Here is a 17,628-nt window from a genome sequence, read left to right as displayed (position 1 = left end):
CGGTGCCCGCGGACTCCGAGCGGGAGCAGTGGGGGTGCGCCCCCGGCGGACGGTCGGAGCACCGGCTTTCGGAACGGGCCGGGGCCGGGCCGTCACCGTCATGGCGGGACACGGCTTCACCGCGGAGCACCGCCCCCTGGGGGCTTGGCACTCGACCGGCCGCGCTCGGTGGCGGGTCGCGTTCCGCGGGCCGGCCCGCGGCGGAGCCGGCCGGCGGTGAAGCGCTCCTTCGCCGAAGGCGCCGGCCCGACCTGCGTGCTGGTCGACGGGCTGCTCGGGCCGCAGGTCACCCCTGGGGGAATCCGCCTGACCGGCCGCGTGCCCTCGGAGCTCGCCCGGGAGGTGGAGGCGTACGCGGTCGAGCACGACACGGGACTCCGGTACAGCCCGGGGGGCGACCTGTTCGTCGACGGCTTCGGGATCGAGCCGGGCGCGCGGCGCGCCGGCGACGCCGTGGTGACCCGGGCCCCGTCCTTCCGCACGGGAGACATCGCGGGCGCTTCCCGGGACCTCGTCCCCGCGGAGGTCCGACGCCACTGGCAGGGCGGCTTCACCACGAGCGGCGGCCCGGGCCGCTTCCGCGGGGCCCGCCGTGGGGCGTCAGGTGTTGTCGGGACTTGGTCAACACGCTTCAATGCGGGGGAACTCCGGGCCCTGGACGACGGCGTACGGATGTGAAGACTCCGCCGCGCCGGCGGGGGGCGGCTCCGGGGTGCCCGCGCGACGGCCCGACCAGCCGTCGCGGACTTCACAGAAAGGCCCCTGCATGCCGCACGCCACACCGCACGCGGACCTCGTCACCGCGGAACTGGACTCGGTCCTGCGCGGCGGCCCCTTCCACGTCGCCCTGCGGGCGGCGATCGCCGCGCGGGGACTGCCGTTGCAGCGGGTGCAGCACCATCTGTCGCGCCACGGCGTGAAGGTCGGCGTCACCAGTTTGAGTTACTGGCAGCAGGGGGCACGCCGCCCGCAGCGTCCGGAGTCGCTGCGCGCCGTGCGGGCGCTGGAGGAGATCCTGCGACTGCCGGAGGAGTCGCTGATCCGACTGCTCGCCGAGCCGGACGAGCACGCGCCGGCCCGGCACTCCGCCGGGCGGTCCCACCGCTCCCTCGTCGAGGCCTCGGGCGTACGGGAACGGCTGCTGGCCCAACTCGGCGTCCCGCGCGACGGCGGACTGCGCACCCTGGGGCACCACGAGCGGATACGGATCGGGGCGGGCCGCGAACTGGCGGAGCGCGAGTCGCACCACATCGTGCGCGCGTACCGGGACGGCGTCGACCGCTACGTGGCCGTCCACCACGGCGACCCCGGGGCCACGCCGGAACGGATGACCGTGCACGCCCTGGAGAACTGCCGTACCGGACGCGTCCGTTGGCACCACGACACCGGGGTGCTCGCGGCCGAGCTGCTCTTCGACACCCGGTTGCGGACCGGTGACACCTTCCTCTTCCGCTACGCCGTCGAGGACGGCACGGCGGGCGTCTCGCGCGAGTACGTGCGCGGGGCGGAGTCCCCCGGCGGCCAGTACGCGCTCCAGGTGTGCTTCGACTCCGGGGTGCTCCCGGTGCGCTGCCACCGGTTCACCCAGCATTCGGCGGCGGCGCCGCGCGGCGGCCACCAGGAGCTGGCGCTCAGCGAACGGCACCGCTCGGTGCACCTGGTGGAACCGCGCGTGCGGTCGGGTCATGTGGGGATCGCCTGGGACTGGGACTGACCGCGGTCCGGCCGGTCAGCCCGGTCAGGTCTGCGGCTTGGCGACCAGCGTGCCGTTCCTCACCTCGACGGCCATCGCCTTCAGGGGGGCCACCGCCGGCTCGCGCAGCACCTTTCCGGTGGTGGCGTCGAACTCGCTGCCGTGGCAGGGGCAGATCAGCCTGGTGCCCTCGAGCTTGTTGACGGGGCATCCCGCGTGGGTGCAGACGGTGTCGTACGCCTTGAGGGTGCCGTCCGCGCTCCGGCTGACCACGACGTTGTGGTCCCGGTACAGCTTCGCGCCGTTCTCGGCGACCTCGCTCTCGGGGCCCAGCTCGGTGGGGCCGGTAAGCCGCGCGGGGCCCTCCTCGGTCCTTCCGCACGCGGTGAGGCCCAGTGCGGCGACGGGGGTGAGGGCCGCGCCCCGCAGGACGGTACGGCGGCTCGCGGCGGGGCGGGCGGACATGCGGGCTCCACGGGTGGGACGGCGGTGCGGGTCTGGACACCGGGGACGATACCGGGGCTGACCACCCCGATCGCGGGCGGGTGGTGACCTCACAGCCGCCCCGCCCCCGCGGGCGGTCGTGCCTCCCCCAGCGCCCTGAGGGTCCGGGAGGTGCCCCCGGGGGCGACGGGGGTCCCCGCTCATGGGGGTCCCACCGCTCGAGCGAAGTCGGGAGGGCGGGCGCGCCGGCACCCCGTCGGCGCCGGGCTGCGCGACCTCCCCCGGCCCGCACCGACGCGCGGGCGCAAACGCTTGCGCAAACGATTGCGCAAGCGTTTACGCCCACCCCCCGCATGGGATACGGTCCCACCCCAGTACGTGATGCGCACCGGCGTCGAAGGAGACCCCCCATGGCGACCATGGCGGACGTGGCACGCAGCGCGGGCGTCTCCGTGGCGACCGTCTCCCACGTCCTGAACGACACCCGCCCGGTGCTCCCCCACACCCGCCGGGCCGTCCTCGACGCCGTCGAGGAACTCGGCTACACCCCCAACACCCTGGCCCGCTCCCTGGTGACGTCCCGCACCCGCTCGATCGGGCTGGCGGTGTCCGCGATCAGCAATCCGTACTTCACGGAGATCCTCCAGGGCGTCGAGGCCGCCGCCCTGGAGCACGGCTACAGCCTCCTCATCGCCGATCCGCACGACGACCCGGCGCACGAGCGCAAGGTCGTCCAACTGCTGCACGAGCGCCGTGTGGAGGGCATGATCGTCGCGCCCTCCGCGCAGCCGCGCGCGTTGCTCGCCTATCTCGGGCGTCACCGGGTGCCGGCCGTCTTCCTGGACCGGCTGGTCGACATGCCGGAGGACGACGCGGGGCCCCGCTTCGACCAGGTGTGCGCCGAGAGCACGGAACCGACGGCCCGGCTGGTCACGCACCTCTCCGGTCTGGGCCACCGCCGCATCGCCCTGGTCGCGGGGCGGCCGGGGCTCAGCACGACCGCCGAGCGGATCACCGGGTACCGGCACGGACTCGCCGCCTCCGGACTGCCGTACGACGAACGGCTGCTGGTGCACGGCCATTCGGAGTCGGCGGGCGCGGAGCGGGCCACCACCGCTCTGCTGTCCCTCGGTTCGCGTCCCACCGCGCTGGTCACCGCCAACAACGCCATGACGATCGGGGCGCTGCGTGCCCTGCGGGCGCACGGCCTGTCCGTGCCCGGGGACATCGCGCTGTGCTGTTTCGACGACTTCGCGTGGGCGGATCTGTTCACCCCCCGCCTCACGGCGATCGCGCAGCCCAGCAGGGACCTCGGCGCCCGGGCCGTGCGCGTCCTCCTGGACCGCCTCGCCGAGCCGGACCGTCCCGCGCGGACCGAACGGCTCCCGTGCGCCTTCGTGCACCGCGCCTCCTGCGGCTGCCCGGACGGACCGGAGCGGACCGAACAGCCCAAGAGTCCCGATCTCCCGACGGAAGGAACCCCCTCGTGATCGTCGTAGCCGGTGAGGCACTGATCGACCTGGTACCGCGCGGTGCGGGTGCGCTCGCGGCGCTGACGCCGGCGCTCGGCGGCGGACCGTTCAACACGGCGGTGGCGCTGGGCCGCCTCGGCTCCCCCGCCGCGTTCTGCTCGCGGGTGTCGCGGGACGCCTTCGGTGCGGCGCTGCTGGACCGGCTGCGGGAGACCGGTGTGGACGTGTCGTCGGTGCAGCGCGGCGACGAGCCGACGACGCTGGCCGTCGCCACGGTCGGCACGGACGGCTCGGCGGCGTACTCCTTCTACGTGGAGGGGACCGCGGACCGGCTGTTCACGGCCCCCGACGCGTTGCCGGCCGGGACCCGCGCGGTGTCCTTCGGGACCTGCTCGCTGGTGCTGGAGCCGGGCGCGAGCGCGTACGAGGAGCTGATGCGCGCCGCCTCCGCACGGGGCGTCTTCACCGCGCTGGACCCCAACATCCGTCCGGGTCTCATCCCCGACCCGGACGCCTACCGGGCCCGGTTCCGGAGCTGGCTGCCGTCGGTGTCGCTGCTGAAGCTGTCCGCGGAGGACGCCGAGTGGCTCGGCGGGTCCCCGAAGGAGTGGCTGGCGGCCGGCCCGGCGGCGGTCGTGGTCACCCGGGGCGGCGACGGACTGACCGTGTTCACCCGCGAGGGCGGCGAGTACGCCGTGCCGGGTGAGCGGGTCGAGGTGGTGGACACGATCGGTGCCGGTGACACGGTGAACGCGGCGCTGCTGCACGGCCTCGCCGTGCGGGACGCGCTCAGTGACGCGGGCGTGGCCGCGCTGGGCGGTGAGGGCTGGACGGACCTGCTCGGCTTCGCGGCGCGGGCTGCGGCGATCACCTGCTCACGCGCGGGCGCGGAGCCGCCGTACGCCCGTGAACTGGAGCCGGAGACCGCCTGACGCACGTACGCGCCGTGCCGCACGGGGTCTCCGTGCGGCACGGCGCGTGCCGGTGCGGGCCGGTCAGCCCTTGGCCGCCCGCGTCGTCTTCTTCGCGGCGGCCTTGGTGGCCGTCTTCTTGGCCGCCGTGCCGTCGACCGTCCTGGTGGCCGTCTTCCTGGTGGTGGCCCTGGCGGCGACCGTCTTCCTCGCCGCCGCCTTGCGCGGGGCCGGCGCGTGCGCGGCGTCGCTGATCCGCTCCGCTCCCAGGATGTCCCGCAGGAACTTGCCGGTGTGGCTGGCCGGAACGCCGGCGACCTGCTCCGGGGTGCCCTCCGCGACGACCAGGCCGCCGCCGGAACCGCCCTCGGGCCCCATGTCGACGACCCAGTCGGCGGTCTTGATCACATCGAGGTTGTGCTCGATGACGATGACCGTGTTGCCCTTGTCGACCAGGCCGGACAGGACCTTCAGCAGCTTGCTGATGTCCTCGAAGTGCAGACCGGTGGTCGGCTCGTCCAGCACGTAGACCGTGCGGCCGGTGGAGCGCTTCTGCAGCTCGCTGGCGAGCTTCACGCGCTGTGCCTCGCCGCCGGACAGGGTGGTCGCGGACTGGCCGAGCCGGACGTAGCCGAGACCGACGTCGTTGAGCGTCCTCAGGTGGCGGGCGATGGCCGGGACGGCCTCGAAGAAGTGCATGGCCTCTTCGATCGGCATGTTCAGGACGTCGGCGATGGACTTGCCCTTGTAGTGGACCTCCAGGGTCTCCCGGTTGTACCGGGCGCCGTGGCAGACCTCGCACGGGACGTACACGTCCGGGAGGAAGTTCATCTCGATCTTGATGGTGCCGTCGCCCGCGCAGTTCTCGCAGCGGCCGCCCTTGACGTTGAAGGAGAAGCGGCCGGGCAGGTAGCCGCGGACCTTCGCCTCGGTGGTCTCGGCGAACAGCTTGCGGACGTGGTCGAAGACACCCGTGTACGTCGCCGGGTTGGAGCGCGGGGTGCGGCCGATGGGCGACTGGTCGACGTGGACGACCTTGTCGACGAGGTCGTCGCCGTCCACGCGCGTGTGCCGGCCGGGGACGCTGCGGGCGCCGTTCAGCTCGCGGGCGAGGTGGGTGTACAGGATGTCGTTGACCAGCGTGGACTTGCCGGAGCCGGACACACCGGTGACCGCGGTGAAGACGCCCAGCGGGAAGGACACGTCGATGTCCTGGAGGTTGTTCTCGCGGGCGCCGTGCACCGTGAGCCGGCGCGACGGGTCGTGCGGGCGGCGGACGTCGGGCAGCGGGATGGCCTTCTTGCCGGACAGGTACTGGCCGGTCTGCGACTCGGCGTTGGCGAGCAGCTCCTTCAGGGAGCCGCTGTGCACGACCTTGCCGCCGTGCTCGCCGGCGCCGGGACCGATGTCGACGATCCAGTCGGCGACCTTGATGGTGTCCTCGTCGTGCTCCACCACGATGAGCGTGTTGCCCATGTCGCGCAGCCGGACCAGGGTCTCGATCAGCCGGTGGTTGTCGCGCTGGTGCAGGCCGATGGAGGGCTCGTCGAGGACGTAGAGCACGCCGACGAGTCCGGAGCCGATCTGGGTGGCCAGGCGGATGCGCTGGGCCTCGCCGCCGGAGAGCGTGCCCGCCGCGCGGTTGAGCGAGAGGTAGTCCAGGCCGACGTCGACCAGGAACCGCAGCCGCTCGTTGACCTCCTTGAGCACGCGCTCGGCGATCTTCTTGTCGCGGGCGGTGAGCTTGAGCTCGCCCAGGAAGTCCGCGCAGTCGCTGATGGACATCCCGGAGACCTCGGCGATGGACTTGCCCATGACCGTGACGGCGAGGACGACCGGCTTGAGCCGGGTGCCCTCACAGGTGGGGCAGGGCACCTCGCGCATGTAGCCCTCGAAGCGCTCGCGGCTGGCGTCGCTCTCGGCCTCGCTGTGCCGGCGCTTGACGAAGGGGACGGCGCCCTCGAAGGCCGTGGTGTACCGGCGCTCGCGACCGTAGCGGTTGCGGTAGCGGACCTCGACCTGGGTCTTGTGGCCGTGCAGCAGCGCCTTCCTGGCGCGCTGCGGCAGACCCGCGAACGGGATGTCGGTGCGGAAGCCCAGCGCGTCCGCGAGGGCGCCGATCAGACGGGCGAAGTAGTCCTTGGTCTGGCCGTGCGACCACGGGTGGATGGCGCCCTCGTCGAGGCTCTTGTCCGGGTCGGGGACGATCAGCTCGGGGTCGACCTCCATGCGCGTGCCGATGCCGGTGCACTCGGGGCAGGCGCCGAAGGGCGAGTTGAAGGAGAAGGAGCGCGGCTCGAGCTCCTCGAAGGACAGGTCGTCGTACGGGCAGTACAGGTGCTCGGAGTACATGCGCTCGCGCTCGGGGTCGTCCTCGGGGAGGTCGACGAAGTCGAGCACGACCATGCCGCCGGACAGGCCGAGGGCGGTCTCGACGGAGTCGGTGAGGCGGCGCTTGGCGCCGTCCTTGACCGTGAGGCGGTCGACGACCACCTCGACGGTGTGCTTCTCCTGCTTCTTCAGCGTGGGCGGGTTGGAGAGCTGGATCGTCTCGCCGTCCACCCGCGCGCGGGAGTAGCCCTTGGTCTGGAGGTCGGAGAAGAGGTCGACGAACTCGCCCTTGCGCTCGCGCACCAGCGGGGAGAGCACCTGGAAGCGGCTGCCCTCGGGCAGCTCCAGGACCTTGTCGACGATGGCCTGCGGCGACTGGCGCGAGATCGGCCGGGAGCACTCGGGGCAGTGCGGCTTGCCGATGCGCGCGAAGAGCAGGCGCAGGTAGTCGTAGACCTCGGTGATCGTGCCGACCGTGGAGCGCGGGTTGCGGGAGGTCGACTTCTGGTCGATGGAGACCGCCGGGGAGAGGCCCTCGATGAAGTCGACGTCCGGCTTGTCCATCTGGCCGAGGAACTGCCGGGCGTACGAGGAGAGCGACTCCACGTAGCGCCGCTGCCCCTCGGCGAAGATCGTGTCGAAGGCCAGCGAGGACTTGCCCGACCCCGACAGGCCCGTGAAGACGATGAGCGAGTCGCGCGGGAGATCGAGCGAGACGTTCTTGAGGTTGTGCTCGCGCGCTCCACGAACGATGAGACGGTCGGCCACGCCGGTCCGCACCTTTCTTGAGGGAAGTGACAGGGGCGAAGCCCCCGCCTTCCTCAGACTAGGGGGAGCCACTGACAACGCCGGTTCGGTTTCACGGGTTGTCAACAAACCCCGGCTCTCCAGCATGCCCGACGCCGAACACGACCATATAGCACGTACATTCGATTAAGGGTGCGGCTTCGCCACCTTCACCCGATGGTGTGACGGGACTAGGGTCAGCACCATGATTGATCACGCTGATGACCTGGCGTCTGTACAAGCGGCGACCGAGCGGCTGCTCACCGCGGTCGCCGCGCTGGACGACGCGGCTGTGACCCAGTCGTCACGGCTGCCCGGCTGGACCCGCGGCCACGTCCTGGCCCATCTGGCCCGCAACGCCGACGCCCTGGTGAACGTCCTCGAGGGCCGCCCCATGTACGTGTCCGGCGAGGCCCGGGACGCCGACATCGAGCGGGACGCGCCGCGCCCCCTCGACGCGCACCTCACCGACGTGCGCGAGAGCGCGGAGCGCTTCCGCGCGGCGGGCGCGGCACCGGCGGACTGGTCGCGCACGGTGGAGCTGCGCAACGGGGTCACGGACCGGGCGGAGCGGTTGCCGTTCCGCCGGTGGGTCGAGGTGGAGCTGCACCACGTGGACCTCGGGATCGGTTACGAGCTGGAGGACCTGCCGGCGGAGTTCACGGAGCGGGAGATCGACTTCCTCGCGGCGCGGTTCGCCGGTCACCGGGACGTGCCGTCGACCGCCCTGGCCACCGTGGACGGCGGGATCCGGACGACCGGCGGCGGGGCGGACGGCGGCCCGGTCGCGGTCGAGGGGACGGCCGCCGACCTGCTCGGCTGGCTGGCCGGCCGCCGGGACGGCGCCGCCCTGACGGTCAAGGGCGGTGACCTCCCGTCGCTGCCCCCGCTGTAGCGCCTGTCCCGCACGGGTTCCCGCTATAGGCTGACGGTCATGACGTACAGCGGTCGGGTGACGGTCGGCGGCCCAGCCGACGTGCACGAACTCAAGGACCTGATGATCACCAAGGTCGCGGTCGGCCCCATGGACAACAACGCCTACCTGCTGCGTTGCCGGGCCACCGACGAGCAGTTGCTGATCGACGCGGCCAACGACGCGAAGACCCTGCTGGGGACGATCGGTGACGACGGCATCGCGTCCGTCGTCACCACCCACCGGCACGGCGACCACTGGCAGGCGCTGGCCGAGGTCGTCGCGGCCACCGGCGCCCGCACCCACGCGGGCCGGGAGGACGCCGAGGGCATCCCCGTGCCGACGGACGTGCCGGTCGACGACGGCGACACCATCCGCGTGGGCCGGGTGGAGCTCACCGCCCGCCATCTGGTCGGGCACACGCCCGGCTCGATCGCCCTCGTCTACGACGACCCCCACGGGCATCCGCATGTGTTCACCGGGGACTGTCTGTTTCCGGGCGGTGTGGGCAACACCCACAAGGACCCGAAGGCGTTCGCCCGTCTGATCCACGACGTCGAGACCAAGATCTTCGATGTCCTCCCGGACGAGACCTGGGTCTACCCCGGCCACGGCGACGACACCACCCTGGGCGCGGAACGCCCGCATCTGCCGGAGTGGCACGCGCGGGGCTGGTGAGCGCGGCCCCTGTGAGCCCCGCCCTCCCTGCCCGGGTTCCGGCGAGCGGGGCTCACGCCTCGGCCGCTCCCGGGCCGGCCAGCGCCGCGATCCGTTCCACCGCGAACACGTACCCCTGCACCCCGCATCCCGCGATGACCCCGTCGGCGCGCAGGGAGACGTAGGAGTGGTGGCGGAAGGACTCGCGCCGGTGGATGTTGGAGATGTGCACCTCCAGCACGGGCAGGCCGTCGCAGGCGTTGAGGGCGTCCAGGATGGCGACGGAGGTGTGCGAGTAGGCGCCGGGGTTGATGACGATCCCGCAGTGGTTCAGCCGCGCCTCGTGGATCCAGTCCACCAGCCGGCCCTCGTGGTTGGACTGGCGCAGATCCACCGTGCCGCCCCGTGCCGCCGCCGCCTCGGCGCACATCGCCTCCACGTCGGCGAGCGTGTCGGAGCCGTAGATCTCAGGCTGGCGCTGTCCCAGCAGGTTCAGGTTGGGGCCGTTGAGGATCATGATGGGGGCGTTGGCCAGGTTGCGGGGCACGGTTCCTCCGGTCCGTCGGGGTGGGGCGGTCCTCGCCGGAACCGCTGCTCGGACCCGGTTTATCACGGTGCGGCGCACGGCCGTTGAGTCCTGACCGAGCCCGCGCCGGGTAACCGCGCGGCCGTGATCCGGCCGCTGCCCGGCACTGCTCGGGGGCCGCCCGAGGAGCTGGGTCCTCGGGCGGCCCCCGAACCACGGGAGGGTCGCGGCCCACGCCGCCGCGCAGCGTGCTGCCGTGTACCGCCGGCCCTTCCGCTAGGGGTTGAGCGCCAGCTCCAGATAGGCCGCGAGCAGCACCAGGTGCACGCCTCCCTGGAGCGGTGTGGCCCGCCCGGGGACCACGGTCAGCGCGCCCACCACCATGGTCAGGGCGAGCAGCACCATATGGGTGTTGCCGAGGCCGAGGACGAGCGGACCGGGGAGCCACAGGGAGGCCAGCGCGACGGCGGGGATGGTCAGACCGATACTGGCCATCGCCGAGCCGAGCGCGAGGTTCATGCTCGTCTGCACCTGGTTGCGGCGCGAGGCCCGCACCGCGGCGATGGTCTCCGGGAGCAGGACCAGCAGGGCGATGATCACGCCGACGACGGAGTGGGGCAGCCCGGCGGCGTCCACCCCGGACTCGATCGTGGGCGAGACCCCTTTGGCCAGCCCGACCACTCCGACCAGGGCCAGGCCCAGCAGCCCGAGACTGATCAGGGCGGTGCGCGTGGAGGGGGCCTCGGCGTGCTCCTGCTCGGGGGAGGCCGGCTCGTTCTGCTTGACTATCGGCAGGAAGTAGTCGCGATGTCTGATGGTCTGGGTCGCCACGAACAAGGCGTAGAGGATCAGCGAGGAGACCGCCGCGAACGTGAGCTGCACGGTGGAGAACTCCGGGCCGGGCTTGCTCGTGGTGAACGTCGGCAGCACGAGGCTGAGGGTCGCCAGCGTCGCGACCGTGGCGAGGGCCGCGCCGGTGCCTTCCGAATTGAACACCGCCGTGCCGTGGCGCAGTGAGCCCACCAGCAGACTCAGTCCGAGGATTCCATTGACGGTGATCATCACGGCCGCGAACACGGTGTCCCTGGCGAGCGTCGCGCTCTTGTCCCCGCCGTCGAGCATCAGCGTGACGATCAGTGCCACCTCGATGACGGTGACGGCGACCGCGAGGACCAGGGAGCCGAAGGGCTCACCGACCCGGTGCGCGACCACCTCGGCGTGGTGCACGGCCGCCAGCACGGACCCCGCGAGGATCGCGGTCACCAGTACGACGACCCAGCCGGGCAGTTCCCGTCCCCAGGTCAGGGCCAGCAGAACCACGGCGAGCACCGGCACGAGGGTCGTCCACTGTGCCGCGGGTGACCTGAGCCGAGCGGTCATGGGGCGATCGTCGCAGACGTGAACGGGCGGCGCACCTCACCGCGGCCCTCCGACCACCGGCCGACCGCAGGGGGCACGGGGGGCGCCACCGCCGCACGGCGTACCCCTCCGCTCCGCGATCCTGATCGTCTCGGGGTCATCATGGTCACGCATGGCCTCCTCGTACGAGTCGTGTTCGGTCGGCGCCTGCGGGCGGCGCGGGGTGGGAACAGACGGGACCGGGAGCGGTGGTCGGCGAGGTGCTGACCTCCGCTCCCGGTACCGGCGTTCCGGTGTCCGACAGGGTCAGACGTCGATGTCGTTCTTCACGGGGATCTCGCCCCGGTCCGCTGTCGCCTCGGCCTCCGCCTGCTTGCGGGAGGCCCGCAGGCTGGTGATCGTGGTGACGACCAGGACCGCGCAGATCACGCCCAGCGAGACCGGGATGCTGATCTCGGGTACATGTACCCCGGACTCGTGCAGTGCGTGCAGCACCAGCTTCACACCGATGAAGCCGAGGATGATCGACAGGCCGTAGGACAGGTGGACCAGCTTCCTCAGCAGGCCGCCGATCAGGAAGTACAGCTGCCTGAGGCCCATCAGCGCGAACGCGTTCGCCGTGAACACGATGTACGGGTCCTGCGTCAGGCCGAAGATCGCGGGGATCGAGTCGAGCGCGAACAGGATGTCCGTGGTGCCGATGGCGAGCATGACGACGAGCATCGGGGTCATGACCCGCTTGCCGTTCTGCTCGATCCACAGCTTGGTGCCGTGGTACCGGTCGGCCACGCCGAAGCGGCGCTCGGCCGCCTTGAGCAGCTTGTTCTCCTCGTACTCCTCGTCCTCCTCGTCGGCCCGGGCCTCCTGGATGAGCTTCCAGGCGGTCCAGATCAGGAAGGCGCCGAAGAGGTAGAACACCCAGGAGAAGCTGGCGAGGATCGCCGCGCCGGCGGCGATGAATATCGCGCGCAGCACCAGGGCGATGAGGACGCCGACGAGGAGCACCCGCTGCTGGTACTGCGTCGGCACCGCGAACTTCGCCATGATCAGGACGAAGACGAAGAGGTTGTCGACGCTCAGCGACTTCTCGGTGATGTAGCCGGCGAAGAACTCGCCTCCGGCCTGCCCTCCACCCCAGATCAGCAGGCCCAGCCCGAAGAGCGCGGCCAGGACGATCCAGACGACGGTCCAGATCCCGGCTTCCTTGATGGATACGTCATGCGGTTTGCGACCGATGAAGAAGTCGACGGCGATGAGGGCACACAGGCCCGCGATCGTCAGGACCCATAGGGTCGGGGAAACATCCACTGCGCCTCCGGCAGATACGTCACACGGCAAATGTCAGCGTCGTCGCTGCCGGAGGTCTCTTCCACCCGGGCCTCCGGCGCTCGGCTGCGTCCGGACGTTCCTTCGGGCCGACGCCCCGGGATCTGGCCTGATCCGTATTGACGGGGTCGCCGCACAGACAGGGAGTACTCCCCTCCGTGCGGTCAACAGTACCCAATCACCAAGAGTTGGTAAAGGGGGAAGTAAAGAAAGATACAAAGCCGCAGATGGCGGCGCTTTACTCGGCCTTGATCAAGGGGGTGGGGGGCGTCACCTGCTCCATGAGCGGCGGGCCGCCGCGACCTGGGTGAGCACCTGGTGGAGGATCTGACTGCCCGGCGGCACGAGCGGCGGCTCGTAGGTCCAGGCGTGTCCGACCCACGGGTCGGCCAGGTGGTCGTCGGGCACGGGGGTCAGTCGCAGCAGCGAACGCCACAGCGGGTCGAGGAGCGGGCCGTAGCCCGCGGACTCCTCGCGGTCGGCGACCATCATCAGATGGACCCCGACGGACGGGCCCTCGTCGGCGAGGTAGCGCAACTGGTTCACGGCCCGGTCGTCGAAGCCGTGCGGGAAGTCATTGACGATCAGCAGCTGCTGGGAGGTGTCGAAGCCGGGCGGCAGCGCGTCCGGGGCGCCTCCGCGCAGCGCCATCTGCACCAGGTCGACCCGCTGTGTGAGCCGGCCCAGCACCTCCGCCACGCCCGCGGCGCCCCGGGCGGGCGGAGCCGCCGGCACACCGGTCCGCGTCAGCGGTGCCAGCGGCTGCTCGCCCGATCCGGCCGGGTCGATGACGTGCACGGTGAACTCGCCCGCCGGGTACACGGCGAGCAGTCGCGCCGCGTGCGCCACCGCCGTCTCCATGGCGAGGCGCCGCATGTCGTGGGAGTCGGTGAACGACCCGTCGACCGGGTCGGCCCGTCCGCTGTCGATCCACAGGCCGCGCTCCAGCGGCAGCCGGAGCAGCATCGGGATGCGGATCCGGTCGGCCTCCGGCAGCCGCAGATCGCCCAGACGCAGCGCCATGGGTATCTCCATCGGCACCCGGTAGGCGTGCCAGGCGGGGTTGTCCCAGCGGGCGAAGGCCGGGGGCAGTGCGGGTTCGACGACGTCGGCCTCGGCGGCGAGCTGGGCGAGGTCCCGGTCGAGGACTTCTCGCGCCTGGCCGACGAGCTGTGCGTGCCGGGCCCGGGCGGCCTCGCGCACGGCGTCGCTCTGGCCGCCGATCCGGCTGCGCGGGTCGGACAGGGCCTGCTCCAGCTCCTTGTCCATGCGGGACTCGGCGAAGTCGACGGCGCTGCGGTAGGCGGCGGCGGTGCGGGCCAGGTCCTCGAACATGCCCCAGACCTGGTTGTAGAGCCGCTCCTCCATGGACCAGCCGGTCGCGTCCCCCGCGACGGGCCGCGCGGGCTGTCCGGGCGGCGCCGGCGGCGCGGTGGGCGGGGGCGGCGGTGCGGAGTTCCGCCGGCCGGGGTGGCTGTAGTCGATCGGGCCGCCGGCGGTCGCGGACGGGTCCGCGGCACCGGTTCCGCCGTACGCCGACTGCGGTCCGGCCTGCCCCGGCCCGCCGGCCGGCTGCCCGCCGTACGACGGCGGTACGGAGCCGGGGGCGCCCTGCGGTGCGGTGCCACCTTGCTCGGGGCCGACCGCGGGGGCGGCCGGCTGACGGGAGCGGTCGCCGTCGGCCGGGCGGGACGGGGGCGCCTGCACGGAGCGGGCGAGGCCCCGCGTGACCGCCTCGTCGACGGCGCCCGCGAGCTGTACGGCCTCGGGCAGGCCCTGGTCGGTGAGGAGGTCGGCCAGGCCGCCCGCGTAGCCCTGGCCGACGGCACGCACCTTCCAGGCGCCCTGCCGCCGGTAGAGCTCCAGCGCGACGACGGCCGACTCCGTCTCCAGGCCCGTGATGGTGTAGCCGGCGATCTCGCTGCCGTCCAGGCCGGTGACGGCGACGAAGGGGGCCGCCACGGCGCCGAACCGGGCGGGGCCCGGACCGCTGCCCGGGGCGGGCAGGGCGAGCAGCACACTGACGCGGTGAACCGCCTCCGTCATGGCGTCCAGGTCCACCGCGAGACGGTGGTCGGCGGCCGCCTGACGCGACACCTCCAGACCGGGCCGGGTGGGCGCGCCCGGGTGGGCCACCCACTCCACTCCGTGGATCCGGCCGTTCTCGTCGCCGAGCGCGGCCGCGGCCACGACCGGTGCGCCGGCCGAGACCCGGATCTCCAGACGGGACTGGGAGAGCGGGTGGTTCTGCCCCCGCACCAGCTCGGCAGTCATCGCCTTCGTCCCCCCGTGTCGCGTGTGATGTGTCGTCCGGCGTGCCCCGGCCCGGCTTCGGGCGCGGTGGCTAGAGGACCGGCAGGATCGCCGGCATCAGGTCCTGGAAGGTGCGGCCGTTGGCCGGGTTGCCCAGGGCCGTCATCGTCCAGCCGGTACCGGAGCGGTGCACCTTCGCCATGATCTGGGCCGTGTAGGCGCCGCCGCCGGCCAGCGTGTAGCGGGCGAGCTCCTGGCCGTTGGTCTCGTCGACGAGGCGGCAGAACGCGTTCTGCACCTCCTGGAAGGTCTGGCCCGTGAAGGAGTTCACGGTGAAGACGATCTGGTCGATGTGGACCGGGACGCGCGAGAGGTCGACGAGGATGGCCTCGTCGTCGCCGCCCTGGCCGACACCGCCGACGAGGTTGTCACCGGTGTGACGCACCGAGCCGTCGTCGCTCACCAGGTGGCGGAAGAAGACGACGTCGACCGGCTGCTTGTCCGCGAACAGGACGGCCGAGGCGTCCAGGTCGATCTCCCGGGTGCGCGAGCCGAACAGGCCGCGACGGGGAGCCGCCTGCCAGCCGAGACCCATGCGCACCGCGGTCAGGCTGCCGCCGTCGTTCTTCTGCAGACTGATGGCCTGACCCTTGGTCATGTTGACGGTCACGCGCTGATTCCCCTCTCGGACTTCCCCTGTTACCGCGCGATCGCGGTTGCTCAGAACCCTACGCAGGGGCACTGACGGCGACGTACCCCGGTCCGTGCTTTGTGTCGTTCTTGCAACACATCGCGTACCCGGCCGTCAGGACAGGCCGGCCTCCTGCATCTGCCGCAGCTCCTTCTTCATCTCGGACACCTCGTCGCGCAGCCGGGCCGCGATCTCGAACTGCAGGTCCGCCGCGGCGGCCCGCATCCGCGTGGTGAGTTCCTCGATCTGCTCGGCGAGCTCGGCGGCGGGACGGTCGGTCGGCACGGTCTCGGCGGCCTTGCCCCGGGCGCCCTTGGCGCTCTTCGCGCCCTTGGCCGCCTTGGCGCCCAGGGAGGGCACGGGCGCCTTGGCGCCGCCGTCCTTCTTGGCCTGGCGGTAGCCCGAGCCGAGCAGCTGCTCGGTGTCGATGTCCTCGCGGGCGATCTGGGCGACGATGTCGTTGATCTTCTTGCGCAGGGGCTGCGGGTCGATGCCGTGCGCCCGGTTGTACGCGATCTGCTTCTCCCGGCGGCGGTTGGTCTCGTCGATGGCCTTCTCCATCGCCGGGGTGATCTTGTCCGCGTACATGTGGACCTGACCGGAGACGTTGCGCGCCGCGCGGCCGATGGTCTGGATCAGGGAGGTGCCCGAGCGCAGGAAGCCCTCCTTGTCGGCGTCGAGGATGGCCACCAGGGACACCTCGGGCAGGTCGAGGCCCTCGCGCAGCAGGTTGATGCCGACGAGGACGTCGTACTCGCCGCTGCGCAGCTCCCGCAGCAGCTCGACCCGGCGCAGGGTGTCGACGTCGCTGTGCAGGTAGCGCACCTGGATGCCGAGTTCCAGGAAGTAGTCGGTGAGGTCCTCGGCCATCTTCTTGGTGAGCGTGGTGACCAGGACGCGTTCGTCCTTCTCCACACGGGTGCGGATCTCGTGCACCAGGTCGTCGATCTGGCCCTCGGTGGGCTTGACCACGACCTCGGGGTCGACGAGGCCGGTGGGACGGATGATCTGCTCGACGAAGCCGTCCGAGCGGGAGAGCTCGTACTGTCCGGGGGTGGCCGACAGGTAGACGGTCTGGCCGACGCGCCCCTGGAACTCCTCCCACTTCAGCGGCCGGTTGTCCAGGGCGGAGGGGAGCCGGAAACCGTGGTCGACGAGGGTGCGCTTACGGGAGGCGTCGCCCTCGTACATGGCGCCGATCTGCGGGACGGTGACGTGCGACTCGTCGATGACGAGGAGGAAGTCGTCCGGGAAGTAGTCCAGCAGGGTGTTCGGCGGGGAGCCGGGAGAGCGGCCGTCGAAGTGCATCGAGTAGTTCTCCACGCCGGAGCAGGAGCCGATCTGGCGGAGCATCTCGATGTCGTACGTGGTGCGCATACGCAGGCGCTGGGCCTCCAGGAGCCTGCCCTGCCTCTCCAGCTCGGTCAGGCGCTCGCCGAGCTCCTTCTCGATGTCGTTGACCGCGCGCTCCAGCCGCTCGGGGCCCGCGACGTAGTGGGAGGCCGGGAAGACGTACAGCTGCTGGTCGTCGCTGATGATCTCGCCGGTGAGCGGGTGGAGCGTGGACAGCGCCTCGATCTCGTCGCCGAACATCTCGATGCGGACGGCGAGCTCCTCGTAGACCGGGAAGATCTCGATGGTGTCGCCGCGGACGCGGAAGGTGCCGCGGGTGAAGGCCATGTCGTTGCGTGTGTACTGGATGTCGACGAAGCGGCGCAGCAGCTCGTCGCGGTCGTGCTCGTCGCCGACGCGCAGGGGGACCATGCGGTCCACGTACTCCTGCGGGGTGCCCAGGCCGTAGATGCAGGAGACGGAGGCGACCACGACGACGTCGCGGCGGGTGAGCAGCGAGTTGGTCGCGGAGTGGCGCAGCCGCTCGACCTCCTCGTTGATCGAGGAGTCCTTCTCGATGTAGGTGTCCGACTGCGGGACGTACGCCTCGGGCTGGTAGTAGTCGTAGTACGAGACGAAGTATTCGACCGCGTTGTTCGGCAGCAGCTCGCGGAACTCGTTGGCCAGCTGGGCCGCCAGGGTCTTGTTCGGCGCCATGACCAGGGTGGGGCGCTGGAGCTTCTCGATCATCCACGCGGTGGTGGCGGACTTGCCGGTGCCGGTCGCGCCGAGCAGGACGACATCCTTCTCACCTGCTTCGATGCGCCGGGCGAGGTCGGCGATGGCCGTCGGCTGGTCGCCGCTCGGCTGGTAGGGGCTGACGACCTCGAAGGGCGCCACCGTGCGTTCGATCTGGGAAACGGGCCGCATGTCA

General features: G+C 71.7%; 14 protein-coding genes. 6 read left to right on the top strand and 8 right to left on the bottom strand.

Features of this window, described 5'->3' with window-relative positions:
• The first annotated feature begins 216 nt into the window (after positions 1-216).
• Positions 217-678 (top strand): hypothetical protein, encoded by a 462-nt coding sequence (locus tag ADK41_RS35025; protein WP_063756477.1) that lies wholly within the window; start codon positions 217-219, stop codon positions 676-678.
• A gap of 88 nt (positions 679-766) precedes the next feature.
• Complete coding sequence (locus ADK41_RS35020; protein ID WP_030820881.1) at positions 767-1,714, top strand: hypothetical protein; 948 nt, start codon at positions 767-769, stop codon at positions 1,712-1,714.
• A gap of 24 nt (positions 1,715-1,738) precedes the next feature.
• Here the strand turns inward: ADK41_RS35020 and ADK41_RS35015 are convergent, their stop codons facing one another.
• Complete coding sequence (locus tag ADK41_RS35015) at positions 1,739-2,158, bottom strand: Rieske (2Fe-2S) protein (RefSeq protein WP_030820878.1); 420 nt, start codon at positions 2,156-2,158, stop codon at positions 1,739-1,741.
• Positions 2,159-2,547: 389 nt separating this feature from the next.
• Between ADK41_RS35015 and ADK41_RS35010 the strand changes: the two genes are divergently transcribed.
• A complete protein-coding gene (locus tag ADK41_RS35010; protein WP_051842990.1) occupies positions 2,548-3,627 on the top strand; it encodes a LacI family DNA-binding transcriptional regulator in 1,080 nt (359 codons plus the stop codon).
• On the top strand, positions 3,624-4,541 hold the full coding sequence (locus tag ADK41_RS35005) for a carbohydrate kinase family protein (protein WP_030820872.1): 918 nt from the start codon (positions 3,624-3,626) through the stop codon (positions 4,539-4,541). Before ADK41_RS35010 ends, ADK41_RS35005 begins: the two co-directional genes overlap by 4 nt.
• 63 nt (positions 4,542-4,604) lie before the next feature.
• On the opposite strand, the gene uvrA is transcribed toward ADK41_RS35005, so the two are convergent.
• The gene (gene uvrA / locus ADK41_RS35000) at positions 4,605-7,619 is read right to left on the bottom strand and encodes an excinuclease ABC subunit UvrA (RefSeq protein WP_030820869.1); all 3,015 of its coding nucleotides are present in this window, start codon (positions 7,617-7,619) and stop codon (positions 4,605-4,607) included.
• A gap of 223 nt (positions 7,620-7,842) precedes the next feature.
• On the opposite strand from uvrA, the gene ADK41_RS34995 reads away from it, so the two are divergent.
• Together ADK41_RS34995 and ADK41_RS34990 are read left to right on the top strand one after the other, a co-directional pair.
• The gene (locus ADK41_RS34995) at positions 7,843-8,532 is read left to right on the top strand and encodes a maleylpyruvate isomerase family mycothiol-dependent enzyme (RefSeq protein WP_030820866.1); all 690 of its coding nucleotides are present in this window, start codon (positions 7,843-7,845) and stop codon (positions 8,530-8,532) included.
• A 39-nt stretch (positions 8,533-8,571) separates the two neighbouring features.
• Positions 8,572-9,228: an MBL fold metallo-hydrolase gene (locus ADK41_RS34990; RefSeq protein ID WP_030820863.1), complete on the top strand. Its 657-nt coding sequence runs from the start codon at positions 8,572-8,574 to the stop codon at positions 9,226-9,228.
• A gap of 52 nt (positions 9,229-9,280) precedes the next feature.
• On the opposite strand, the gene aroQ is transcribed toward ADK41_RS34990, so the two are convergent.
• The 6 genes from aroQ to uvrB form a co-directional block, all read right to left on the bottom strand.
• On the bottom strand, positions 9,281-9,754 hold the full coding sequence (gene aroQ / locus ADK41_RS34985; protein ID WP_030820860.1) for a type II 3-dehydroquinate dehydratase: 474 nt from the start codon (positions 9,752-9,754) through the stop codon (positions 9,281-9,283).
• Between the two features lie 255 nt (positions 9,755-10,009).
• Entirely contained in the window at positions 10,010-11,113 is a 1,104-nt protein-coding gene (locus ADK41_RS34980) for a calcium:proton antiporter (RefSeq protein ID WP_030820856.1), read from the bottom strand.
• Between the two features lie 285 nt (positions 11,114-11,398).
• Entirely contained in the window at positions 11,399-12,400 is a 1,002-nt protein-coding gene (locus ADK41_RS34975; protein ID WP_030820854.1) for a TerC/Alx family metal homeostasis membrane protein, read from the bottom strand.
• 288 nt (positions 12,401-12,688) lie between these two features.
• On the bottom strand, positions 12,689-14,692 hold the full coding sequence (locus tag ADK41_RS34970; protein WP_030820851.1) for a TerD family protein: 2,004 nt from the start codon (positions 14,690-14,692) through the stop codon (positions 12,689-12,691).
• A 70-nt stretch (positions 14,693-14,762) separates the two neighbouring features.
• On the bottom strand, positions 14,763-15,341 hold the full coding sequence (locus ADK41_RS34965) for a TerD family protein (RefSeq protein ID WP_030820849.1): 579 nt from the start codon (positions 15,339-15,341) through the stop codon (positions 14,763-14,765).
• A 135-nt stretch (positions 15,342-15,476) separates the two neighbouring features.
• Complete coding sequence (uvrB, locus tag ADK41_RS34960) at positions 15,477-17,624, bottom strand: excinuclease ABC subunit UvrB (RefSeq protein ID WP_030820847.1); 2,148 nt, start codon at positions 17,622-17,624, stop codon at positions 15,477-15,479.
• Between the last annotated feature and the right edge of the window lie 4 nt (positions 17,625-17,628).

Source organism: Streptomyces caelestis (assembly GCF_001279005.1).
Taxonomy (GTDB): domain Bacteria; phylum Actinomycetota; class Actinomycetes; order Streptomycetales; family Streptomycetaceae; genus Streptomyces; species Streptomyces heliomycini.
Note: the sequence above shows the minus strand (reverse complement) of the source record. Positions and strands in the feature narration are given on the sequence as shown.